This window comes from Psychroserpens jangbogonensis (assembly GCF_000797465.1).
In the GTDB taxonomy this organism is placed as follows: domain Bacteria; phylum Bacteroidota; class Bacteroidia; order Flavobacteriales; family Flavobacteriaceae; genus Psychroserpens; species Psychroserpens jangbogonensis.
This window is the reverse complement of the sequence record NZ_JSWG01000001.1, coordinates 352,527-375,611: the sequence shown is the minus strand read 5'-3', so window position 1 is coordinate 375,611 and position 23,085 is coordinate 352,527. Positions and strand designations below refer to the sequence as shown.

Below are 23,085 nucleotides of genomic sequence, written 5' to 3'. Positions count from 1 at the left end.
AACCTAAACAGGTTCTATGTCAAATACTATATATTTAGGATATTATTTCAAAGTGAAACCACTTCAACCAGGTGTAGAAATTCTAATTGCAGAATTGGGTTACGCAGGTTTTGAAAGTTTTGTAGAGACTGAAGAAGGAGTAACAGCTTACATTCAAAAAGAAGAATACAATGAAACCATTCTTGAAGACATTCAAATTCTGAAATCTGAAGAGTTTGAAATCACGTATACTTCTGATGAGATTGAGCAAACCAATTGGAATGAAGAATGGGAGAAAAATTTCAATCCGATTATAGTCGATGATAAATGCTCAGTTCGCGCACCTTTTCATGATAAACCCAATACCGATTTCGATATTATCATTGAGCCAAAAATGAGTTTTGGTACTGGTCACCATGAAACCACACATATGATGATTCAGCACATTTTAAAGAATGAGTTTGTTGATAAATCGGTTTTAGATATGGGTTGCGGAACAGGTGTTCTAGCAATTCTAGCTGAAATGAAAGGAGCAAAGCCTATTGATGCTATCGATTATGATAATTGGTGTTATCTAAACAGTCTTGAAAATGTTGAACGAAACAACGCTAAACATATTACCGTTGTAGAAGGTGATGCTAATTTATTGCCTGGAAGGCATTATGATATTGTAATTGCGAATATTAATAGAAATATTCTGCTTAACGATTTGAAAACCTACACAGACACATTGAATGCCAATGGAATTATGTTCTTAAGTGGTTTTTATAATGAAGATATCCCAATTATAGAAGCTGAGTGTAATAAATATGGTTTAAAACACGTTGAAACATTAGAAAGAAATAACTGGGTAGCTTTAAAGTTTGAAAAATAATCTTTAAATTTATCTAACCGATTACAGCCAACCTCATTTAAGTTAACAGCTATGCACCAAATAATGAGTACTAAAGAAAAAACGAAAGAAGAAGTTCAAGTCGACACACTAGAACAGCCTCTTAATGAGATCATTGTGTATAATGACGATGTAAATACATTTGACCACGTTATTGACACATTAATCTACGCCTGTGATCATACACCAGAACAAGCAGAACAATGTTCTATTATTGTCCATTACAAAGGGCAATGTACCGTTAAGACAGGTGAATATAAAGAATTAGAACCTCGTTGTTCTATGTTATTAGAAGCAGGTTTAAGCGCTGAGATTATTTAAAAAAATTTTGAAATAGAAAACCTCAGGAAACTATCTTCCTGAAAATTGGATAGAATAAATTCATTTGGATCAATATTACTAAAAATACGTGCTTCTAATTCAGCCTTCCAGCTATTACCAATTCGCCTAGAAGCTTCAATGCTGAAAATTTTACTGCTAGATTCTAAATCGGAAATTCCTCCAATTAAAATAGAAGTGTCTTGCGTATCATTAAAAGCAATCCTAGTTCCAAAAAACACATCATTTTGTAACGCATTTAATGCCAATTCATCACGCTCATCATATAGATATTCAGCCAGCAACCCAATGTCTAAACCATTACTATCGATATTGCTAAACGTGTATTCTAGACCAACTACTAAAGCAAAAAAATCTTGTGCTTTAGAAGAACGATATATAGATTCAAATTTCCAAAGAAACGCGTTTTGAGTGACTTGTAAATCTAATCCTGTTTGATTAATAACAGGGTAGAAGGCGTTAATATTCCCTTGATTATCAAAAGTGAATAATGGTTCACGACCGTTTCCATAAAAATGAGATATTCCTATATCGAAAGCACCAAAATAATGGGACCACCTAAAGGCAGCATCCTGTCTCCATTCCTCTGCGCTACTCTCATAATTTATATCATCTTTATCTATAATAACAGGAAAACGTAAGCGTCCTTTTTCTCCTGCAAATGTTCGTTTTCTATGATATGGTAAATAGTAAAAATCGAAACTACCAAAGTTGTCTGTGGTGTACGTAAATTGAACCATTGGTTGTCCAAGTTTATCTTCACCATCAAAGGATTCAACGGCATCTGTTTGATTGATGATATCTACCAAATGATTGCTCTCTGTAACTCCCCAATATACTTTTTTAAGGCCGATACTTAGCTCCCATTTACTTTGTGCTTTTTGGTAATACAATTCTCTAATATCCCAATGCGTTCGTTCATTATCTTTATCTATTCTAAGAAAACCAGTAAAATTTAGACTTTCATATCCTTTGTTCCATTGCAAACTATACTCTGGAAGAATTGCAATAGATGGAAAGTGATCTTGCTGACCTTGAAACTTTGCGTCATCAATAAAATAACGATATTCAGCTTCTATTTCAAGTTCAAAATCATGCGTTACTTTTCTTTCATCAGTTTGTGCATTTAAAAATGTATAACTGAAAAAGAGAAAAAGGATGTATAAATTACTATTCTTAAACATTTTGTTTAGTATTAAAAAAGCAATACCGAATAACTACTGCTATTAACCAACTAACCAACCATCACTATGAATTGTAGATTAAGTAGTCAACGGTATTGCTTATATTTTAAAGTTTGTTTTTCATCAATACGATGTCAAATTCAAAAGACTTTGCTTTCATTGTGCTTAAGGCAAATGCTGCTGCTACTGCTGTAAAAACAGAGTAATCGAAAGCGCCTTTTATTCCAGAAGTGAATGTCATTGCTAATGCAAATAATAAGATAAGATATCCACTAAACTTAGCAAATAATTCAGTTTTGTATCCAATTATTAAACACAAAGCAAAAACAATTTCAGCTATTGTAGCTGTTGCTCCAACTATTGGAATGAAATCAACAGGAATTAATGGATTTAACACTGCTGTGTATTCTAAAAAGTTGTCCCAATTTCCCCAAGCTGAAACGTCTTTATTCCAAAATCCAAACCGATCGGCAACTGCAGACAGAAATCCAGTTGCAATTGCAAGGCGTAAGAAAATTTTAATCATTTTTAAATGCTTTAGTTTCCAGCTCTTTTTAAAGCAACTTGAGTGAAATCTTCTTCTGCTAGATCAACTCCAAAATTATAATCACTGAACTGTAATAAGGTTTCTTTATTACTTTGGTGATTTACCATATTAAATGAAGCTGCTCTCCAAAACTTGTTTTTATAGAGTTTATATCCAGAGTATGTGAGTGTTTTTAAAAGTGAATTTTTACGATCATAAAATTCTACTTTTTCAATTCGGTACCCTTTATCTTTATTGTAGGTTACTATGCGTCGTGTATATCCAGATTTTGGGTCTACAGGATCTTGTTCAACATTTAGAAGGTTTCCATTTTCATTTAAGAATTTATAAGCATATTTCTCTACTTCTTGAGATGACAAATCCTCATATGCAAATTCACTTCCTACAAATGGACCTGATTTGTTATTAGATGAAATTCGTTTCACACGCTTTATAGATGGTAAAAATAACCATTGATCATCAGCACCAATTTTGTGCGTGAACGTTAAAGTAGATGTGCCTTTAACATCTTTCGGACTATTAAAAACGATTAATGATTTATCACCATCTTCTGTTAATTCTAATGTCTTTGTTGTTAAAAGACGCTCACTAGTTTGACCATTTTTATTTTTCAAGGTCATTTTTAATTCTACTGTAGAACTTTTGAATCCTAAATCGGCGTTTTCCGCTGCTTTTGCGATTTCTAATCCACGATCTTCAGCAGATTGTGCAAATAGTCCGATTGTACTTAAAAGTGTTAATGTTAAAATTATTGTTTTCATGTTGTTTGTATTTTAATTGATTATTTATCAAGGATAACTTGTGTGTATTCCTTTTTTTGAATGATTTTTTCTTTCTTTTTACTCGTCAGAATTAATAATGAAGGCAATAAAACAAAGTCAATTATTAAAGCACTTGTTATAATGATTACCGTAATTCTTGCCATGTAACTATTTAATGCAAATGATGAAGTTGAAAGCACTGCAAATCCTGCTAATAGTACAATTGTGGTAGTTACAAGTGCTTTTCCAACAGTTTCAAAAGCGTATACTACAGCTTGTTTTGCATCATATCCTAACTCTCTTCTTGCTCTTAAAAATTTACTCATAAAGTGAACAGTATCATCTACTATTATGCCTAAAGTCATACCAAAAACGATTACCATTCCAGTATTGATTTGACCTTTATAAAGTGCCCAAATCCCAAAACCAACGAGAACTGGAGTTACATTTGGGATGATACTTAATAACCCAAGCTTGAAGTTTCTTAAAGCGAGCATAAGTACTAATGAAATTAAAATAAGCGCTATAATGTTTCCATTAAACATGCTTTCTGCTTGCCTAAATCCTAACTTAGAAAACATTAGCATTGGACTTACAGCAATTGCATGCATTTCCTTTGGAGTATTAGCGACTAACCATCGCTCACTTTTTTCGGCAAATGCAATCATCTCTGGACTGTCAAGATTTTTTAAGGTTACAGTAACACGAGATTCTGATTTATCTACATTTATTTGGTTGTTGAGGTCTAATCCAAAAGGTAAGGACAGTTCATACAGTAGTAAGTATTGTGCTGCTTCTTCACGATTGTCAGGAACGCGATAAAAGCTTTCGTCATCACCATGCATTGATCTGTTTACACGTCTTGCAACTTCACTAAATGCATTTACATGTACTACTTCTGGTTGTTCATTTAACCAGTCTTCAAAACCATTAAGTTTTTTAAGGTATTCTGGGTTATTAATTCCTCCACTTTCACCGCTACCAATTGAAAATTCTATATTATAAATACCAGTTAAGTTTTCACTGATATAATCGGTATCTGTTCTGAAGGTGACGCTCTCATCAAAATAATTGATAAACTCATCATTGAATTCGTTTTTAGTAGCTAAAAAGGTTAATCCTCCAATAATAACTATTGAAATAAAAGTAAGTCTTAAAGGTTGATTAGCAACTAGGTTACCGAGAGATGCATACCAGTTTTTCTTAGTTTTTTCGGTTTCTTTTCTCACTTTGGTTTTTACAGGGAATATTGCCATTAATGCAGGCAGAACTGTTGTCGAGAAAATAAATGCCATTGTCATTCCAAAAGCAGTAATGTTTCCTAAATCCCAAAATGGAGGCACATCTCCAAAATTCATAGTCAAGAATCCAATTACGGTAGTCAGACTAGTAATGAAAACAGGCATAAAGTTTAATCGTATCGATTCGACTAAAGCATCAACTTTATTAAGACCGTCTTGTCGCATTTTTTGCAGCATAGTGATAAGTATGTGTATACTGTCCGCTACAGCTAGCGTTAAAATCATGGTCATAAATGTTGCTGAAGGAGGTGTTAGTTTTATACCCATTATACCAATAAAACCAACAGCACTTATAATTGAAAATAGAACGACAACCAATGTAGCTATTGTACTATAAATGTTTCGAGTTAATATAAACGTTGTTATTATGACAATAAGTAGCATAAGCATTGTCAATGCCATATCTGCCATTGAGGACTCGAAAAATGCTGTGTTTAATGGTACTAAACCTGAAGTATGTACTTCAAAGTTTGGGTGCTTCTCTTTAAAACTAGAAACCATGTTCCTTGTAAAAACAGTAACTTCAGGAATCTCTTTTGCACTATCTACACCAGGAAGTCTAACGGTAATATTGATTGCTGTAACACTACCTTTTTCATTTAAAATTCGATTGACCAATAACGGTTCTTTCAATGCTTTTTCTTTAATTTCAGCAATTTCTGTATTACTTTTCAAAGACGACTCATATGATAAATCATCAACGTACAAATCATCACCTTCAGCGCTTGTGTGCTGGAAATTTGTCAAAGCATCTACTCGAGAAGAGTATGGCGTATTCCAGGATTCTGTAGTTAATTCTTCAATGGCATTTAGATTTTCTTTTGTAAATATGTTTCCATTAGAAGGAGATAGGACTATTATGACGTTATCATCTTTAGTGTATTTCTCTTGTAATGCGTCAAAAGCTTCTAATTCAGGATTCGACTCACTAAAGAATACATGGTAATCTCCATCAAATTCCATTTTACCTTGTGAACCTAGTCCTATTGCTAAGAGGAAAGTTCCAATTAATACTAGCCATTTATTTTTAATAACAAATGTTGCCCATTGACTAGCAAATTTGTTAGAAGCGTTGCTTACTTTTTTTAATGCATTCATTGTTTTTTGATTTGATTAGTTGACCAGTCGATTATAAAAGGTCATTTGGTTATTGATTTCAGATTCTTTTTCTAATATTATAAATTTCTGTTGTAATTTGTATTAATAATTGACCAGTCGTCTATTATTGATGCAAAAAAAATAATTATTTTAATAAAACGTTTCTGATCATATTCATTGCATTATCAATGGGATAAGAACTATTTAATTCTTTCATACTTACCATAGCTCCTTTTCCAGCATCTTCTATAAAAGCAGCAATATCCTGAGCACTCATTGTATTTTTGATCTCTCCTAGGTCTTTTGCTTCTTGAATTACATCAGTAATTGTAGATAAAATCATTTGGTCATGAATCAAAATTGCTGTTCTAATTTTTTCACTATGCTCAGCCATTTCATTTCCAATATTGCAAGCCATACATCCCATTGTACAGTCCAATTCATTTTTCAAAATATCAATCCTGTATTCATGAAAATCGAGAAGCCTTTGTTTTGGAGATAATGATTTATTCTCCAAAATTGCTTTTGCAGGCGTAAACATCATACAATAATATTTGTCTATGGCTTTTACTACAAAGTCTTCTTTGCTTTCAAAATAAAAATAAAAAGAACCTTTTGGTATTCCAGCAACCTTTACAATGTCGTTAACACTTGTTGCATTATAACCTTTAGACCAAAGCAACTCCATCCCTTTTTCTAAAAGAGCATCAGCTTTAAGATCGTGTTTTAAGGTTTTTGACATGTTGTAAAATTAATAATGCAAATATATGACCACTCGTCTAGTGATTCAAAATATTATATGTTAAATTTATTGTAAACAAAAAATAAAAATCATTAATCACCTCTTGTATAGTGATTTATGATTAATTATTTAGTCGTCCAACAGCGCAACTAACAAAAGATTTTGCTTTTTTTGTTAACGGATTTGATTCACCTTCAACTGGATATCCGAGTGTAGATAACAATGTTTTTACCAACTCCAATTCTTTCGTTTCGGTGTAACTAAAACCTACTGAATGAGCATCATTATCAACTATAACATTTGAAATTCCTTGAAATTCTTCTAAACGTGTTATTATAGTATGTGCACAACCTCCACATTTTAAGTTTTGAATTTGAAATGTATTTTCCATATTTAAAGTGTAGATGGACAAACAAAATCCGTAGTTGGTAAATCCGTTTTTTTGATAGCTTCAAAACCACCTGCGATATCAACTAAGTTATGATATCCTCTGGCTTTTAATATTGAAGCTGCAATGACACTTCTATAACCACCAGCACAATGGATGTGATAGGTTTTGTCTTTAGAAACCTCATTCATTTTTGTATTGATAAAGTCTAATGCAAAATGCTGAGCATTTTCTAAATGGCTACTTTTATATTCACCATCTTTTCTAACATCGAGAATATTTATGTCTTCACTATTTATACGTTTAGCAAATGTTTCAGCAGAAATAGATTCTAAATTGTCTGTTTCTTTACCTGAAGCGATCCAAGCATCCAAACCACCTTCTAAATAACCTAAGGTATTGTCATAACCAACACGGGATAATCGAGTTACAGCTTCTTTTCCTTTTCCTTCAGGAACAACTAATAAAATAGGTTGTTTTAAATCAATTATTAATGCGCCAACCCAAGGTGCAAATTGTCCGTTTAATCCAATAAAGATAGAGTTTGGAATATGCCCTTTAATGAATTCGCTTTCAGGTCTTACATCAAGTACTAGAGCTTCTTCATGATTGGCCATTGCTTCAAAATCTTGTGGATTTAAAGGTGAATTTCCAGATTTTAAAACCGTTTCAAAACTATCATAACCCGTTTTATTCATCATTGCATTCTTAGCAAAATATTGTGGAGGAGGAGCAATACCATCTAATACTTCTTCTACAAATTCTGCTTTAGTCATATTTGCTCTTAAAGCGTAATTCGTTTTCTTTTGATCACCTATAAAGCCTACAGTTTCTTTGCTTAAATTTTTTCCACATGCAGAACCAGCGCCATGGGCTGGATATACGATAACGTCATCAGCAAGAGGCATGATTTTACTACGAAGTGAATCGAATAACATACCTGCTAAGTCTTCTTTTGTTAAATCAGATTTTATTGCTAAATCTGGTCGTCCAACATCACCTAAAAATAAAGTGTCACCAGAAAATATAGCGTGATTTTTACCATTTTCATCAATGAGCAAGAAAGATGTTGATTCTAGAGTATGACCAGGTGTATGTAATGCTTTTATTATGATGTTTCCTAACTTGAACGTTTCATCATCTTTTGCTGAATGAATCTCATAAGTAGTTTCAGCTCCAGGACCATAAACAATAGTTGCTCCTGTTTTTTTAGCCAAATCTACATGACCAGAAACAAAATCGGCATGAAAATGTGTTTCGAAAACATATTTGATTTTTGCATTATTAGTATTCGCTTTATCAATATATGCTTGTGTTTCTCGTAAAGGATCAATAATGGCAACTTCGCCTTCAGACTCAATATAATAAGCACCTTGTGCTAAACAGCCTGTATAAATTTGTTCGATTTTCATAACGATGTCAATTTAGTTTTAACAATGATGCAAATATAAGAAGTATTCTTTTTTATTATCTGACATTTATCAGGTTTAACTAATGTGGAAGTTTGTCTTTGATAATTCCGTAAACATAAGTGCCTACTAAAGCAGCAGCGATTACGATAAGTACTGAAAATGCTCCAGTTCCTACTAATATGTACATTGGCCCAGGACAAGCTCCAGCTAAAGCCCAGCCTAATCCGAAAAGTGTGCCGCCAATAATATAACGAAAAACACCTTTATCTTTTAAAGGAACTTTCATTTGATTTCCTTCTAAATTATTTAGTTTTAATTGTTTTGCTATAAGAAGTAAAATGACTCCAGTGCCTATAGCAGTTCCAATTATTCCATACATATGAAAGGATTCAAATTTGAACATTTCATAAATACGATACCATGATACGGCTTCAGATTTGACCAATACAATTCCGAAAATAATGCCAACGAATAAAAATTTCAAAAACTTCATATTAACCAAAAATTAAAGGGAATAGTAAATGAGTCATAATAAGTCCGCCAATAAAAAAACCAATGACAGCAATTAAAGAAGGTCGTTGTAAACTACTTAGGCCAGTTATAGCATGACCAGAAGTACAACCTCCTGCATAACGTGTGCCGAAGCCCACTAAAAGTCCTCCGATTACTAGAATTAAAATACCTTTCAAGCTAAATACAGCATCCCAACTATAGAGTTCAGCTGGAAGTAATGATTGGCCAGCATTTTCAAAACCCAATTGAGATAAATCTTCAATCGTTTTAGGGTTTAAATCTATATGAGTTGGAACAGATAGAAACTGATGTGCAATAAAACCACCAATCAAAGCACCCAAAACCACTATCAGATTCCATAGTTGGGATCTCCAATCAAAATGGAAGAATTTAACTTTTTTTCCTGCACCTCCAATAGCACAGAGTGTTCTAAGATTTGATGACATACCAAATGTTTTACCTAGATAGATTAGGGTAAACATAATTAATGCAATAAGAGGGCCTGAAACGTACCAAGGCCAAGGCTGTAATATGTGTTCCATACGTGTTTAATTAGTGCAAATATATATAGAGCTATTGATATGTATTGTGATTTTTGTTATAAATAGTTACATGGAATAACCTTTAGTTTAAATTTTGAAATAAATAGTTTGGTAGTGACTTAATAAATGTAGTATATTTGCATCCACTAAAAAAGGCCTCGTGGCGCAACTGAATAGCGCACTTGATTACGGCTCAAGAGGTTACTGGTTTGAATCCAGTCGAGGTCACGAATAAATAAAAAGCAAGCTAATAAAATAGCTTGCTTTTTTTGTTTTATTCCAAAGCTCGTTTAGTCACATAGACTAGCAACCAATAGCTGCTCATTGTTTCTTTAAATCATAACCTTATATATTTTGATTATTTATAAATTGGTCTTTCCTTATTTTTACAGCTCGAAAAGCATAGAGAATTAACAAACTAATGGCTATAAATATTAAAACGGTACCTAAGTAAAGCGTAATACTTGGTAAACTTAAAATTGCTTCTGTTTCAAAAACAACACCTAAAATTCCAGATAACACGTAACATCCTGTTGCTAAATATAGCAATGCACTAGCTCTAGTTAGTAAACCTAATTGTTTGATTTTTCGTTCAGAAATTTTATGTTGATTTAAAGTACACTTATTTGCCAACAAACTTCCAATTTCTGAACTTAACGTCATCATTTGTGAGGTAGTAGATAGAATTAACATTCCTAAACCAGGAATAATAGTAATTGGTAAATACCAGTTCATCATATTAATTTTTGTTATTTATGAAAATGAATTAATCAATAGTATAAAGCCATTCTAAAATTTTTTGTTTATTACTTTCGGATAATTTAGCATCTGAGTGAATTGTAACATACGAAGGTAATGGCATTTTTTCTTCTAAAATATTTACTGCTATTTCAGAAACCATTCCAGCTCTATCTCTGCTATCTAATGTTGCCCAATTTGAAAAATTAAGATGTTCTCTTGCTTCTTTAATATGGTTATCTACAAACCAACTTGCAGGAGCAATATGATCATACCAAAAATAATTGGTGTTATTCGAATGGCAATTATAGCAGGAATTTTTAATTAATGATTTAATGTTTTTTGGAGCTTTTTCTGCAATTAAAAAGTCATCTAAAGTTTCTGGCAATTGTTCATTTTTATTTGGTCTATAGAACTGTATTCCAATAAAAACTAACGCAAAAACTACTAAAACTTTCTTTTTGATTGGTAATTCCATTAGTTTTTATTTCAAATAATTTCTAATTCCGTAGCTCGCCAAAACACCTTCTCCAGTTGCTGCTGCGACTTGGGCAATCGCACCTTCTCTGCAATCTCCAGCAGCAAAAATTCCTTTTACTGAAGTCTCTGCTAATCCTGTAGTTTGAATAAATTCACGTTCGTCAAGTGATACCACATCCCTAAATGATTGCGTATTTGGGATTAAACCAATAAAAATAAATACTCCATCTGCTTCAATAATTGATTCTTCATTAGTCACATTATCTTTAACTTTAAGTCCTTTAAATAAATCATTTTCATTTGAAACAAACTCAAGTGATGTTTTATTCATATAGGTTGAAATGTTATCAATTGATTTCAATTTTTCGATATAAGTTTCTGATGCACTAAAGTGCTCAGATCGATGTATGATTTTAACACTTTTGCAAAAACCGGCTAAAAAGATTCCTTCTTCTAATGCTGAATTTCCACCACCTACAACAATAATATCTCTATCTCTATAAAATGCGCCATCACAAGTTGCGCAAAAATGAATTCCAGAACCTATGAGCTCTTCTTCATTTGGTATTCCCAACTTTCTATAAGTAGAACCTGTAGATAAGACAACTGTTTTTCCTAAATAAGTGGCACTCTTTGTTTGAATTGAAAATAGTTCACCTTGTTTTGTAATGGCAATAACTTCTTCACCTGTTTTAATAACAGCGCCATACGTTTTAGCTTGCTCTTCCATTTTCTCCATTAATTTTGGACCAGAGATCGACTGAAAGCCAGGGTAATTCTCAATCTTTTCAGTTAGAAAAGCATTGCCTCCAATTGTAGATTTCTCTAATATTAATGTATCAAAACGGTCACGCTGTGCATAAATTGAAGTTGTCAACCCAGCTGCACCTCCTCCAATTATTATCGAGTCAAAAATTTTATGCTCTTTTTCTACATTTATTGAAAGCAACTCTGTAAGCTCAACATTATCTGGGTTGGTATATGGTTTACCGTCAATTAATAATGTTGGAATTATACGTTTTCCGTTATTAATTTCTTCAACTCTGTGCGTTGCCCAATCATATTCATCTACATCTATAAACTGAAAATTGACGCCATTATCTCTTAAGAAACTCTTTGCACGCCTGCAATCTGGACACCAATCTGCGCCAAAAAGTTGCACATCACCTTCTTCATTAATTCCTAGAACAGAAGCTAACTCACCGTTTTCTGGATTAGTGTAGGATTTCCCATTAATAATAATAGTTGGGATGATACGTTTTCCGTTATTTATTGCTTCTACTTTAGCAGTAGCCTCTTTATCTAAATCGACGTCAACAAAGGTGTAATCTATGTTGTTTTCCTTTAAATATGCTTTTGCTCTTCGGCAGTCTGGACACCAGTCTGCACCATAAAGTTTAATTTCATTCATTGGTTCTATTTTTTAGTATCACAAAGTTAGGGCACAACATGACCATTAGGAATATCTATTTCTCCTAATGAATTGTACTTTTTTCCTTAAAATTCATAACTAATGTGCAAGCCACCAAAATATCTAAAATCTTCACCGACTAAAATTCCAGCAGTTGGTCCTGTATGAATGTTTCCTATTTTAAATGCAAATTCAGATTCTAAATAAGTGGATATTTCAGTGTCTTTATGAGAATTTGGTAATGAAATACTTGGTCCAGTATTTACAGTTAAAAATGACCAAGGTTTATGGCTTACCAATGCTGCGACCTCATGGCCAATTTTATTGTCTTCCTCAAACACAAGGGTGTAACCTACACCAAAAGCCCATTTATGTGTCGTCCAGTAAGTGAGGTGGATTTCAGTAGCAAAATCACTTATTTCAGTTTCTGTATTATAGATAGATAATCCTGAAAAAACTAACTCAAAGCCTGGTTCTTTATCAATATGCTCTTGAGCTATTGTTGTTTGACTTATTTGGACAACAAATAATAATAAAACAATTGTTTTTATCATTTTTTAATTTTAAAAAAAAAAGCCCAAAAGTATAAATAAAAAATCCTTTTGGGCCACACTAAAACTATTACGAGAATAGTTTAAAACCAATTTGTGTTTATCGTTTTGCAGTGTTTTCTGGTGTTACTTCTTCGCCAACACCTTTGGCTGCTCTAAGTACTGGATAATGTTGTGTAAATACAAAATCATCACCTGCACTTGAATTATGACACGAATTACATTGAGCAGTTTCAAAAGCCTTGCCAGTTGCTGCTAAAGTTCCTCCTGTTGGGTTAGTAAAACTAAAATATGCCCAATTTCCTGGCTCATCTGGAAAGTGCTCTTTACTTTTTATTGTAGCTTCTAATCCAATAAATTCACCCATAAAGTAACCATTGCCACTAACGGCAGCTTTACTTCCTACATTTACTAATTCTTTTATAAGAATTGTGCCTTCTCTCCAAGTGCCAGTTTTTTTATATTGTTTATAACTTATTGGGTCAATATATACATTGTGAAATTCCGGAAAAGCAGCTTTTCCGTTATTCATGTCGTTAGGCGTTAAAGGTGTTCCAACATAAATCCATGTTCTATAATCTACAGGACGAATTAACTCTCCATTTGAATCCATGGTAAAATATGTAGCTTCAATATAATTGCTATTTTCATTACATGATGTCACTATTACCATAGTTATCATCATTACGAGTATGTATTTTAATTTATTCATTTTTTATATTTTGTTTTTAGTTATTTTTTATTTTAAAGGGAAGGAAGTTCTAACCATGTCTCTTCCAATGGTATGGCAACTTACACAGCCTTCAACACCATTTCCAATAGCAGCAATTTTGTCTGCATCATTATCATCGGTTACTTCGTACCAAAACCAACCATTTCCACCATCTGATTTATCATGGGTTTTAGCCATTATAGCCCAACCATTAGGCTGGTTATCTGCTGTAAACATTTCTTTTACTATTACTGATCCCAAAGGATGTTCATTATTTCCTTCTTCTAATGATTTCGCAATAATATCATTCATAAATACACGTACTGGAAGTCCTAATTTTTGATGTGGTCCTAAAGATGGGTGAGCAGTTGCTTCTTTATTGGAATAGCTTTTATATTTTCCGGATTTTAGATAGGCAAACAACTGTTCTTTTCCTAGTGGAATTTCAAGCGTTAAACCTTCTGGTGTTGGTGCCATTGCATCCCATACTCCAGCGTCACTAAAGGCCTTTGCTTGAGCAGCTGTTCTTCTCGCTGCATTTTCTGGAGTAATGTTTTCTCCAACGCCTTTTGCTGCTGATAATACAGGATAATATTGGGTAAACACAAAATCATCTGCTGCGCTAGCATTATGACAAGAATTACACATTTGCGTTTCAAAGGCTTTACCTGTATCTGCTAAATCACCACCTTTTGGGTTGGTAAAACTGAAATATGCCCAATTTCCTGGTTCGTCTGGGAAATGTTTTGAACTTTTAATTGTTGCCTCTAATCCAATGAATTCTCCCATAAAATAACCATTACCACTTACAGCAGCTTTAGTGCCAACACTAACGAGTTCTTTAACTAGAATAGTGCCATCTCGCCAAGTCCCTGTTTTTTTCCAGTGATCATAGCTCATTGGATCCATATAAACATTATGGAGTTCTGGAAATGCAGCTTTTCCATCATTCATGTCATTTGGAGTAACAGGTGTTCCAACATATACCCAAGATCTATAATCCTGTGGACGTTCTAAATCACCTTCAGTATTCATTTTGAAATAGGAAATGTCTTGATATCCTTCTCCTTCGTTTTTACATGAAGTAATGAAACATGTCACGATTGAGACAAGTACAATTACTTTATAGATTTTTTTAAGCTTCATTTTATTTGTTTTAGGTTAGTGATTTATTAGTTTGTATTCCATTTTATTGATCTGGTTATTCTTCCAAATATTGCATACTCTTATTTCTGTTAAATCGAAGGTGCCTTTTAATTTTTTACAAATCATAAAAATTCTAAATTTGAATTTTTCTTCTGGATTTATAGTTTCTTCTACCTTAAATTGAACAACTTCTGTAGATGTATTTAAAATGGTTTTCTTTAGATATTTGATCCAGATCTTTTTTGAAATGAAACGTTGTTTACTATTATATTCTATTTCAATATCCTCATCCATAAACTTCTCAATGGCTTCTTCAATTTTTTGATTTTTGAGAAGCATGAAAAAAATATCTTGATTAATACTTTTATGTTTTTTATTGATGGTTTCTATTATTTCCATAAAAATTATGTTAAAATTAGTTTATTAGAATCCTATTAACTTGCACTTTTTTCCTTATTCTGCTATACATCAGTTTTGTGCGTACTCCTTTCTGAAATGTTGAGGAGTTAGACTTGTGTGCTTTTTAAAAAATCTAGAAAAGTAAGCAGGATCAGAAAATCCAATTTCAAAACAGATTTCTCTAATACTTTCATCCGTATAGACAAGCCTTTTTTTGCTTTCAAGCAACAATTTTTCTTTAATAATCTCACTTGGGTTTTTAAGTTCGTTTTTTTGAAACAAACGCAATAAATTTTTTGGTTTCATAATGAGTTGGGATGCGTAATCAGAAACATTATGAAATATGTTATACTGTGAGTTTAAAAGTTCTCCAAAACGATTAATGTATTTGGAGTCTTGAACAGATTTCTCTATAAGAGCGTTCTGCAATAGGTTACAAATTGTAAAACTCAATTTTTCGATATCTACTAAATGGTTGCCCGTGATTAATTCTTCAACAATTGAAAAAGTATCTGTTAGTAAAGGTGATTGCTCATTTTTAAAAAAGAGCATAATGTGATTTTTTAAATCTTTTTTAGTGTTGTTGTTAATGAAGCCACATATAAATGTTACAGAGTTTAGGAAAATTTCAGTATTAAACTCAAGTATCTTTATTTGAGACCTACTATTACTTTTATAGCTAAATACATTTCCTTTATCTAATAAGATAATAGTGTTAGATGGTATAACCGTAACTTGGTTATTTATACTGCATTTTAAACTACCCTTAGCAATCCAAATTAAGCTAGCCGAAGAAACGCTTTCAATATGAAAAGCTTTCGTTTTGCAATTTTTGTAATTTATGTAAGGATAATTATATAACGATCCAATTTCAGGTTGCATGTATCTTTTTTTTTAGATACACAAAGTTAGAAGTGGTTGTAGCTTTAGTTGATAAACATTTGACCTGATTAGATGTCTATTTTCCTAGAATTAAAAAAAAGATTAATAGATGTTTAAAGTATTCTTTTTAAAATGAATTGGTGATATATCTGCGTAGTTTTTGAAAAATTTAGAAAAGTGAGAAGCTTCGTTAAACCCTAAATCAAAGGCGATTTCTTTTGAAGATTTTTCTGAAAGCAATAATAATTTTTTCGCTTCAAGTATAATACGATCATTAATAACTTGTAAAGGTGTCTTGTTATTATACTTAGTAAATAGGTTGGAAATAGTTTTTGGTGATTTATTTAAGAGTTCTGCATAATCGGATACTTTATGTTTTTCTCTAAAATTTGCTTCTACCAACAAATTAAATTGTCTAATAATATCAATTTTTGATTGCTCCATTGTTGGGTCAATAATAGTTTTCTTTAAAAGTCTTACCGATTTTATAAGTAATCTCTTAAGTAGCACTCTTAACATTTCACCTTGAATGTGGTCTTGGGTTTCAAACTCTTCTTCAAAAAACATAAAATGTAATTCAAAACTCTTTCTTTCTTTTTTTGTTAAATCTACAATTGTTGGTGCTGAAGACCCAAGAAATAAAAAACCATTACACGATACTTCATGATCATGATCTCTAATACAGTAAAACTCGCGATCAAAAATTATTGAACTAGCTCCTTTTAAAAAAGGTTCTATTTGGATCATATTAAATGGCGTACAAAACAAAACTTGATCCTTTTCCAAATTCACCAAGTATCCATCGATGCCAATTGTAATAGGATTCTCTTTTGCCCAAATTACTTTGTAATAATCGCCAACACCCAATCTTTTTTCAAAAGAAGCACAATTAAAATCTGTTAGAACAAGGTTTCCTTGTTCTGGATGTTTAGCATACCTTAAATTCATTATAAATCTAATTTTAAATTGAAACTTTTGTGGCTTTGCAAAACTATGCAATTTATAATAAAACGATTTATACGATTTAGGATTATGGTATTGTTCTAGTATGTTGGCATAAGCTTGATGTCACAATTTAAATGCAGCTAAAATTGCTAATTAAAGGACTAAACGGTTGGAAATTAAGATTATTTAAATGGTACGAGAAGAGTAGGGAAGATTAAAATTTTTGGAATTACGTGGTAATTGTTGCCTCGGTTACTGAAGTTGAAATTTTGTTTTTTTACTCCAAAGCACGCTTGGTCACATAGACTCGCCATCCAATAATTCCTAATTGAATATTAGTGGCTTTGCTAAGGTCTAAGTTACGTTTTGTATAACTTGGTAAGACTGCTTTGTTGATTTTGGCTAGTGCTTTAAATATTCCTTTCTTCATTAAGAGGTTGTCATATGATATTTAAAAGTACAGTTTTTGAATATGGTTGCCAAATGGGGCCTTAAAAGAAAATGTAAAACTTATGCTTTTATAAGTTTTACATTGTGTTGGTTGATTGTTTTTTGATTGATTAACTGATTTTTAGTTTTTTTATATTGAGAAAATTAAATCAATTACTAGTTTTGCAAGTGTCATCATAATTCTTAGTGTTTTAAAGGTTAATTATTTATTATTTTTTCGTTTGAGTTTTCAATATATAACCTTGGAAATCCTATAACCAAACGTTTTTAGCAAAATTCGTGAAATTGAATATAATATTATAACTAAAAAGATGATTTATGTTTCGGTATTAATGTGACCGTCTTGAAAGAAGTTTCAAATTGTAATCTTATTGTAAGTAAATTGTTTGGTATTGTAATAATTCAAGGAGGTTTTTTGATGTTTTTTTTAAAACCAAGGGGGAATTTGTCTTTAAAACTACGTATTTCGGCAATTTCATCTTTTTAAAAATTAAAAATGTCACTTGATACTCGTTTTTAAATCAGTTAGTTTTAGCCGTTTTAATGTTAAAATTATTCATTTAATAAACCTATAAATCGATTATACTCAAATTGATGATTACATTTGTGCAAAACAGACTATAAATGAAATCTTTATTACTCTTTATTTTTTTAGCTTTAATAGCGAATCCACTATTCTCTCAGGTTGTAATCAATGAGTTAGATTGTGATACTCCAGGAATCGATAACATGGAATTTGTGGAGCTACTTTCAGAAACACCTAACTTTGCGTTAGATGGTTATGTGTTGGTGTTTTTTAACGGTTCTACCTCTGGTATGAATTCAAGCTACTTTACTGTTGATTTGGATGGTTTGGTTACAGATGTTAACGGACTTTTACTAATTGGTAGTAATTCAGTATCACCAGTGCCTCAATTTCTAATTTCTGAAAATGTAATTCAAAATGGAGCAGATGCTGTAGCAATTTATCAAGCTAATAATTTTGATTTTCTGGAAGGCACCGTTGCAACTATAACAGATTTAATAGATGTCTTAATCTATGATACTTCAGATAGTGACGATTTAGACTTAATCGATATTTTTAATGACGATCCAAATTTTGTGGATATCGAGCAAATTAATGAAGGTTCTAGTAACAATACTAATTCCATTCAGCGTTTTGAAGATATGGATGGAAACGTTTCTTATATGTCAACAGTGCCTACACCTAGACAACTTAATGATGGAAGCGGAATTATATTTAATGGTATTAGTATTAGTGTAGCTCAAACACAATATAATGAAGACGACAGTTTTGATATTACATTTACTTCGGAATCTAATGTAACAGATAACTTAGATTTTGATATTCTACTAAATAATCAAGGTTTTAATACTTCTGATTTTACTGGTAATACTTCTATCACTATTCCGATGGGACAAAATACAGCATCGACAACAATTACTCTTGTGGATGACAGTGATGATGAAGGCGATGAAGTGACTAGAATTCGATTTGTAAGTTTGGCATTACCATACATCCAACTTAATGATAATATTGAAATACGAATTGTAGATAACGACTTTACGACGGCATCATTTGGGACGCCTTTAAATCCAACGTTTGAAACAGTGGCAGGTACACAACCAAATGATTATTATGATAGCTTAGATGGTTTAGCTGATGCTCAATTGCGTCAAGCCTTACAAGATATAATCGCTGAAGAAGGTGTTGTAAGAGCGCAAACCTATGCTGATGTTATTGACATATTAAAAGAAGCTGATCAAAATCCAGAGAATAGTAATCAAATGTGGTTAGTGTATACTGAACAAGGTCGTCCTAAATTAGATTTTCAAACAGGTTCTGTGAGTACTGGAAAATGGAATAGAGAACATACGTATCCTCGTTCTCGTGGTGGATATTTTGATATAGACGAAGATGATATTGCAGATGGTAGAAATGTGTTTTGGAATACTACTGCAGATTCATTGCGCCATGGAAACTCAGATGCACATGCTTTAAGAGCTGTTGATGGACCAGAAAATAGTTCTAGAGGAAATCAGCATTATGGTGAATATACAGGGCCAAGTGCTAATCAAGCTAGTTTTTATGGTGATGTAGCTAGAAGTGTTTTATATATGGAAATAAGATTTAACGGACTTCAAGTAGTTAATGGATTTCCAGAAGGTACAACAGGAGAATTAGGAGATTTAGCAACCTTATTAGATTGGCATAGAAATGATCCTCCTGATGATTATGAGATGAATCGTAATAATGTAGTATTTACGTGGCAAATCAATAGGAATCCTTTTATTGATCAGCCTGATTTAGTCGAATATATTTGGGGAGATAATGTAGGTGATGTTTGGGATCAAGAATTAAGTATTTCTGAATTTAATACAACTCAAATTCAAGTGTTTCCTAATCCTACATCAAATCGTATCTTCATTAGAGGATTACAAAACGAAGCCAAAATTGAAATCCTTTCAATAGAAGGACGAAAGATCAAAACTTTCAGTTTACGAAACGATGATTATATAGATTTAGAATTGTCAAGTGGTATTTACTTGCTTAATCTGTATTCAAATAATAAACAGGTTGTCAAAAAGATAATTATTAATTAGAATCAAAAAAGCCCAAATTTAAATTTGGGCTTTTTTGATTTTAGTTTTCTATCGAATTTATAAAAAGTTTATTCCCCTTTTTACCCATTACAATTTTTGGGATAGCTTGATTCTTTTCTTTAAAACTAGCGCTTGATTGTCTGCCATTATTATCATTTAAAGAAATTTTAATCGTAGTAATCTCACCAGCTTTATTGCGTTTTACTTTTGAGAATTTAGCATCAATACCTTGTGCTTTAAGATCTTTTTTGATTTTGTCTAAATCTGCTTTTGTTGCATTTTTAGTCAGTACATCAACGCGTTCTTCATGATCTTCTACATAAAAGGTTGTAACAACATTAGAAACTGATTTCCCTATATTCTTTTTGGTATTAATTACTATTACACCATGTTCTCCTTTTTCTCCATATAATGTCACTGCAGATTTGTCTTTGAGTATTTCGACATTTTCAATTTCATTAGGATTTATGTCCTTCATTTTGTTTTTATTGATAACGTTTCCATCCAATATGTAAAGTGGTTCATCACCATCAGTTTCAATTATGAACTCATTTTTTGATTCAATAAAAACATTGCCATTAACATCCTTCTTTGATTCTATAAATAGATTATTAGAGCCTTTCTTTGTCATTAAGATAACACCATTCTTGCCTTCATCACCATATTTCTCCAACGCTTTTTCTCCCTTTAATATAAATACAGATTGTATGTCATCAGAATCTACATCTTCAAAAAATGATTTTTCAACTTTTTTACCATTTATAATGAATATTGGTTCGTCAGATTCGTTGATAAAAATATTAGAGTCTTCATCACCTGTTGATAACGTAAATTTGTTATTCCTCTGAACAAAATAAACAGTGTCTTTATTCTTTAAAGTCTTCATGTTTACTGAAGTAGTACCGCTCTCCTCTTCTTCATCTATAACTATTACTTTTCTGTTGTTTCCAGAAGATTGTACGTTTACATTACTATTGTTATCAGATTTGTAAATGAATGTGTTACTGTCAACGGTCCCTACACTAAACGTGTCATCACTACTTTTGAATTGGAATGATTTTATGCCTTCGTCACCAGAAACATTGTAATTAGTAGAATTTTTATCATTTTTAAACTTTGTTTTTATGGCAGTAATTTCTCCTTTAGCATTTCGTTTTAAATTGCTATAATTAAAGGTGATGCCTTTACTTTGTAGTTCTTTTTTTATGTTATTAAGGTCAGAGTCACTTGTGATCTTGGTTATGATAATTTCAATTATTTCGCTGTTGTCAGCTCTCTTTTTGTCCTCTTCACTAAAAAGACCATTTTTAATAACAGCAGACTGTACTCTTTTTTCGAATGCTTTTCGCTGACCTTCATTTTCTTTGGAATAAATAGCATTAAGATCACTGCTTCCAAAATGTGTTGTGCCATTTCCTAAACGACCTACATAGCCACCTTTAAGTCCTGAGAGCTCTTTGTAAATTATAAAATCCTCTATAGGTTTAATTGAATTTCCACCACCATAACTGTGATTATATAGTTTTACAAAAACACTAGTTAGTTCATCATTTTCATTTCTTTTTATGTCACTAAAGACTAAACTGCCTTCTTTTTGTTCTATAGATTTAGACATAGATTTGAGGTCTGAGTCAGTCGTTTTTTTAGTAACAACAAACTCAAACGTGTTGTCAGGTTTTTCAAAAGTTGAATTCGCCTCAACATAAACTTCTTTTGTACTCACGCTCATTAATAAGCCTGATAGTAAAGGAAGTATTAGTAAATAGCGCCATTGTTTTCTTTTGTTTGATCTTGATTTTTTTAACATAACGATTCGTTCTTTGATTAATGAATTATAAAAATTATTTGATAATGGAATTTGATGATTCGTAACACTGGTTTTTAATAATAAATGTTGGTATGTTCTATCCTTATTAGATGTTGTTTGTGTTTTAAAGTCAGCTATGTATTCTAAATTTTGTCTTACATCTTTACGATATAGCCACATTAATGGGTTGAACCAAAAGACAGAACAAGCTAATTGTGTTAATAGAATATCAATAGAATGTAATTGACTTGCATGAACTTTTTCATGAGTGAGGATTAATTCTAATTCATCATCCTTAAAAGCATTCGGATTAAAAACAATCCATTTAAAGAAAGAGAATGGAGAAATATCATATTTTACCGTAACATATGTATAAATACCTTCTCTGTTTTTGGGGTTCTTTAGCACCAATAGGAGCAAGGAGCCAAATTGAAACAAGAATTGAATTAGAAATATTATAAGCCCAATACCATAAACAATTGGTATAAGATCAGTCCATTGAAAAGTTGAAGTTGCTGAAGGCAATTCCGCCTGAGAAGCAGCAGTACTCAAATATTGAAATTCAGGTACGATTACTGTTTCCAAAGGAATATATACAGGAATAACAATTAACGGAAAGACGAGTGCAATCACCATTCCTATTAATAGAAACCCTCTGTTGTGTTGGAAAAATGTTTCCTTCCTTAAAAACAAATGGAAACACAAATAGAATAAAATGATTACAGTTGATGATTTTAAAAGATACTCCATAATTATTTCTTTTTTTCAATTAAAGCAATGATTTCTTTTAGTTCATCGACGCTAATCTTTTCCTCTTTGGCAAAAAAGGAAACGACATTTTTATATGAATTATTAAAATAACTTTCAATGGCAGTATTCATGAAGCGTTCTTTGTATGCTTCTTTGCTAACCACAGGAAAGTACTGATGTGTTTTTCCGTAGGCATTATAACTCACATAGCCTTTCTCTTCTAAATTCCTTATTATAGTAGATAGCGTGTTATAATGTGGCTTATCTTCATTTATTTCTGCAAGAACATCTTTTACAAAAGCCTTTTCAAGCTTCCATAAGATATGCATAATTTCTTCTTCTTTGTTAGTGAGTTGTTGCACGTTAAAAGTATTTTAATTAGTAGTGAAACAAATCTATAACTATTTTTATAGTTATACAACTATTAATGTAGTTATTTAACTAAATTTTAAGTTTTAAAAACTAATTTTATTATTATTCAGATGAAGTAGTATCTTCGCAAAAAATGTGAT

At 31.8% G+C, this 23,085-nt stretch carries 24 protein-coding genes and 1 tRNA gene; 4 read left to right on the top strand and 21 right to left on the bottom strand.

Features of this window, described 5'->3' with window-relative positions; genetic code table 11:
* Nucleotides 1-16: 16 nt before the first annotated feature.
* Nucleotides 17-853: a 50S ribosomal protein L11 methyltransferase gene (gene prmA / locus RH81_RS01800; protein ID WP_033956685.1), complete on the top strand. Its 837-nt coding sequence runs from the start codon at nt 17-19 to the stop codon at nt 851-853.
* Between the two features lie 63 nt (nt 854-916).
* On the top strand, nt 917-1,192 hold the full coding sequence (locus tag RH81_RS01795; RefSeq protein WP_033956684.1) for an ATP-dependent Clp protease adaptor ClpS: 276 nt from the start codon (nt 917-919) through the stop codon (nt 1,190-1,192).
* Here the strand turns inward: RH81_RS01795 and RH81_RS01790 are convergent.
* The 9 genes from RH81_RS01790 to RH81_RS01750 form a co-directional block, all read right to left on the bottom strand.
* Nucleotides 1,189-2,394 carry a hypothetical protein gene (locus RH81_RS01790; protein WP_052172370.1) on the bottom strand — a complete coding sequence of 402 codons (1,206 nt, stop codon included), beginning with the start codon at nt 2,392-2,394 and terminating at the stop codon, nt 1,189-1,191. The genes RH81_RS01795 and RH81_RS01790 overlap by 4 nt on opposite strands.
* 106 nt (nt 2,395-2,500) lie before the next feature.
* Nucleotides 2,501-2,920: a hypothetical protein gene (locus tag RH81_RS01785; RefSeq protein ID WP_033956681.1), complete on the bottom strand. Its 420-nt coding sequence runs from the start codon at nt 2,918-2,920 to the stop codon at nt 2,501-2,503.
* An 11-nt stretch (nt 2,921-2,931) separates the two neighbouring features.
* Nucleotides 2,932-3,702, bottom strand: a complete 771-nt coding sequence (locus RH81_RS01780; RefSeq protein WP_033956679.1) for an outer membrane lipoprotein-sorting protein — start codon at nt 3,700-3,702, stop codon at nt 2,932-2,934.
* 20 nt (nt 3,703-3,722) lie between these two features.
* Nucleotides 3,723-6,101: an efflux RND transporter permease subunit gene (locus RH81_RS01775; protein ID WP_033956677.1), complete on the bottom strand. Its 2,379-nt coding sequence runs from the start codon at nt 6,099-6,101 to the stop codon at nt 3,723-3,725.
* Nucleotides 6,102-6,246: 145 nt separating this feature from the next.
* Nucleotides 6,247-6,843, bottom strand: coding sequence for a TetR/AcrR family transcriptional regulator (locus RH81_RS16280; protein WP_052172369.1), 597 nt, complete (start codon nt 6,841-6,843; stop codon nt 6,247-6,249).
* Nucleotides 6,844-6,964: 121 nt separating this feature from the next.
* A complete protein-coding gene (locus RH81_RS01765; protein ID WP_033956675.1) occupies nt 6,965-7,234 on the bottom strand; it encodes a heavy-metal-associated domain-containing protein in 270 nt (89 codons plus the stop codon).
* Nucleotides 7,235-7,236: 2 nt separating this feature from the next.
* Complete coding sequence (locus RH81_RS01760; RefSeq protein ID WP_033956672.1) at nt 7,237-8,643, bottom strand: MBL fold metallo-hydrolase; 1,407 nt, start codon at nt 8,641-8,643, stop codon at nt 7,237-7,239.
* A 79-nt stretch (nt 8,644-8,722) separates the two neighbouring features.
* Complete coding sequence (locus tag RH81_RS01755) at nt 8,723-9,136, bottom strand: DUF6691 family protein (protein WP_033956670.1); 414 nt, start codon at nt 9,134-9,136, stop codon at nt 8,723-8,725.
* A 1-nt stretch (nt 9,137) separates the two neighbouring features.
* Nucleotides 9,138-9,698 (bottom strand): YeeE/YedE family protein, encoded by a 561-nt coding sequence (locus tag RH81_RS01750; protein WP_033956669.1) that lies wholly within the window; start codon nt 9,696-9,698, stop codon nt 9,138-9,140.
* Nucleotides 9,699-9,852: 154 nt separating this feature from the next.
* Here RH81_RS01750 and RH81_RS01745 point away from each other — a divergent pair.
* Nucleotides 9,853-9,926: transfer RNA gene (locus RH81_RS01745), tRNA-Arg, on the top strand.
* Nucleotides 9,927-10,043: 117 nt separating this feature from the next.
* On the opposite strand, the gene RH81_RS01740 is transcribed toward RH81_RS01745, so the two are convergent.
* The 10 genes from RH81_RS01740 to RH81_RS01690 form a co-directional block, all read right to left on the bottom strand.
* Complete coding sequence (locus RH81_RS01740; protein WP_033956668.1) at nt 10,044-10,436, bottom strand: hypothetical protein; 393 nt, start codon at nt 10,434-10,436, stop codon at nt 10,044-10,046.
* Nucleotides 10,437-10,464: 28 nt separating this feature from the next.
* A complete protein-coding gene (locus RH81_RS01735) occupies nt 10,465-10,914 on the bottom strand; it encodes a heme-binding domain-containing protein (protein ID WP_033956667.1) in 450 nt (149 codons plus the stop codon).
* 6 nt (nt 10,915-10,920) lie between these two features.
* Complete coding sequence (locus RH81_RS16275) at nt 10,921-12,327, bottom strand: FAD-dependent oxidoreductase (RefSeq protein ID WP_052172368.1); 1,407 nt, start codon at nt 12,325-12,327, stop codon at nt 10,921-10,923.
* An 86-nt stretch (nt 12,328-12,413) separates the two neighbouring features.
* Complete coding sequence (locus RH81_RS01720) at nt 12,414-12,881, bottom strand: hypothetical protein (RefSeq protein ID WP_033956666.1); 468 nt, start codon at nt 12,879-12,881, stop codon at nt 12,414-12,416.
* 97 nt (nt 12,882-12,978) lie between these two features.
* Nucleotides 12,979-13,590, bottom strand: coding sequence for a cytochrome P460 family protein (locus RH81_RS01715; RefSeq protein WP_033956665.1), 612 nt, complete (start codon nt 13,588-13,590; stop codon nt 12,979-12,981).
* 27 nt (nt 13,591-13,617) lie between these two features.
* The gene (locus RH81_RS16975; RefSeq protein WP_081988161.1) at nt 13,618-14,736 is read right to left on the bottom strand and encodes a cytochrome P460 family protein; all 1,119 of its coding nucleotides are present in this window, start codon (nt 14,734-14,736) and stop codon (nt 13,618-13,620) included.
* Nucleotides 14,737-14,751: 15 nt separating this feature from the next.
* Nucleotides 14,752-15,135 (bottom strand): hypothetical protein, encoded by a 384-nt coding sequence (locus tag RH81_RS01705; protein ID WP_033956664.1) that lies wholly within the window; start codon nt 15,133-15,135, stop codon nt 14,752-14,754.
* A gap of 69 nt (nt 15,136-15,204) precedes the next feature.
* On the bottom strand, nt 15,205-16,017 hold the full coding sequence (locus tag RH81_RS16270) for a helix-turn-helix domain-containing protein (RefSeq protein WP_052172367.1): 813 nt from the start codon (nt 16,015-16,017) through the stop codon (nt 15,205-15,207).
* 102 nt (nt 16,018-16,119) lie between these two features.
* Complete coding sequence (locus RH81_RS01695; protein WP_033956663.1) at nt 16,120-16,965, bottom strand: helix-turn-helix domain-containing protein; 846 nt, start codon at nt 16,963-16,965, stop codon at nt 16,120-16,122.
* A gap of 274 nt (nt 16,966-17,239) precedes the next feature.
* The gene (locus tag RH81_RS01690) at nt 17,240-17,392 is read right to left on the bottom strand and encodes a hypothetical protein (RefSeq protein WP_033956662.1); all 153 of its coding nucleotides are present in this window, start codon (nt 17,390-17,392) and stop codon (nt 17,240-17,242) included.
* A 644-nt stretch (nt 17,393-18,036) separates the two neighbouring features.
* Between RH81_RS01690 and RH81_RS01685 the strand changes: the two genes are divergently transcribed.
* Complete coding sequence (locus RH81_RS01685) at nt 18,037-20,016, top strand: endonuclease (protein WP_033956661.1); 1,980 nt, start codon at nt 18,037-18,039, stop codon at nt 20,014-20,016.
* A gap of 40 nt (nt 20,017-20,056) precedes the next feature.
* On the opposite strand, the gene RH81_RS01680 is transcribed toward RH81_RS01685, so the two are convergent.
* On the bottom strand, nt 20,057-22,573 hold the full coding sequence (locus RH81_RS01680; RefSeq protein ID WP_081988160.1) for a M56 family metallopeptidase: 2,517 nt from the start codon (nt 22,571-22,573) through the stop codon (nt 20,057-20,059).
* A gap of 2 nt (nt 22,574-22,575) precedes the next feature.
* On the bottom strand, nt 22,576-22,935 hold the full coding sequence (locus tag RH81_RS01675) for a BlaI/MecI/CopY family transcriptional regulator (protein ID WP_033956656.1): 360 nt from the start codon (nt 22,933-22,935) through the stop codon (nt 22,576-22,578).
* Nucleotides 22,936-23,085 lie beyond the last annotated feature (150 nt).

Bases quoted from the DNA above. Each gene is read 5' to 3' on its own strand.
- prmA (WP_033956685.1), top strand. From the start codon at position 17: ATGTCAAATACTATATATTTAGGATATTATTTCAAAGTGAAACCACTT.
- RH81_RS01795 (WP_033956684.1), top strand. From the start codon at position 917: ATGAGTACTAAAGAAAAAACGAAAGAAGAAGTTCAAGTCGACACACTA.
- RH81_RS01790 (WP_052172370.1), bottom strand. From the start codon at position 2,394: ATGTTTAAGAATAGTAATTTATACATCCTTTTTCTCTTTTTCAGTTAT.
- RH81_RS01785 (WP_033956681.1), bottom strand. From the start codon at position 2,920: ATGATTAAAATTTTCTTACGCCTTGCAATTGCAACTGGATTTCTGTCT.
- RH81_RS01780 (WP_033956679.1), bottom strand. From the start codon at position 3,702: ATGAAAACAATAATTTTAACATTAACACTTTTAAGTACAATCGGACTA.
- RH81_RS01775 (WP_033956677.1), bottom strand. From the start codon at position 6,101: ATGAATGCATTAAAAAAAGTAAGCAACGCTTCTAACAAATTTGCTAGT.
- RH81_RS16280 (WP_052172369.1), bottom strand. From the start codon at position 6,843: ATGTCAAAAACCTTAAAACACGATCTTAAAGCTGATGCTCTTTTAGAA.
- RH81_RS01765 (WP_033956675.1), bottom strand. From the start codon at position 7,234: ATGGAAAATACATTTCAAATTCAAAACTTAAAATGTGGAGGTTGTGCA.
- RH81_RS01760 (WP_033956672.1), bottom strand. From the start codon at position 8,643: ATGAAAATCGAACAAATTTATACAGGCTGTTTAGCACAAGGTGCTTAT.
- RH81_RS01755 (WP_033956670.1), bottom strand. From the start codon at position 9,136: ATGAAGTTTTTGAAATTTTTATTCGTTGGCATTATTTTCGGAATTGTA.
- RH81_RS01750 (WP_033956669.1), bottom strand. From the start codon at position 9,698: ATGGAACACATATTACAGCCTTGGCCTTGGTACGTTTCAGGCCCTCTT.
- RH81_RS01740 (WP_033956668.1), bottom strand. From the start codon at position 10,436: ATGATGAACTGGTATTTACCAATTACTATTATTCCTGGTTTAGGAATG.
- RH81_RS01735 (WP_033956667.1), bottom strand. From the start codon at position 10,914: ATGGAATTACCAATCAAAAAGAAAGTTTTAGTAGTTTTTGCGTTAGTT.
- RH81_RS16275 (WP_052172368.1), bottom strand. From the start codon at position 12,327: ATGAATGAAATTAAACTTTATGGTGCAGACTGGTGTCCAGACTGCCGA.
- RH81_RS01720 (WP_033956666.1), bottom strand. From the start codon at position 12,881: ATGATAAAAACAATTGTTTTATTATTATTTGTTGTCCAAATAAGTCAA.
- RH81_RS01715 (WP_033956665.1), bottom strand. From the start codon at position 13,590: ATGAATAAATTAAAATACATACTCGTAATGATGATAACTATGGTAATA.
- RH81_RS16975 (WP_081988161.1), bottom strand. From the start codon at position 14,736: ATGAAGCTTAAAAAAATCTATAAAGTAATTGTACTTGTCTCAATCGTG.
- RH81_RS01705 (WP_033956664.1), bottom strand. From the start codon at position 15,135: ATGGAAATAATAGAAACCATCAATAAAAAACATAAAAGTATTAATCAA.
- RH81_RS16270 (WP_052172367.1), bottom strand. From the start codon at position 16,017: ATGCAACCTGAAATTGGATCGTTATATAATTATCCTTACATAAATTAC.
- RH81_RS01695 (WP_033956663.1), bottom strand. From the start codon at position 16,965: ATGAATTTAAGGTATGCTAAACATCCAGAACAAGGAAACCTTGTTCTA.
- RH81_RS01690 (WP_033956662.1), bottom strand. From the start codon at position 17,392: ATGAAGAAAGGAATATTTAAAGCACTAGCCAAAATCAACAAAGCAGTC.
- RH81_RS01685 (WP_033956661.1), top strand. From the start codon at position 18,037: ATGAAATCTTTATTACTCTTTATTTTTTTAGCTTTAATAGCGAATCCA.
- RH81_RS01680 (WP_081988160.1), bottom strand. From the start codon at position 22,573: ATGGAGTATCTTTTAAAATCATCAACTGTAATCATTTTATTCTATTTG.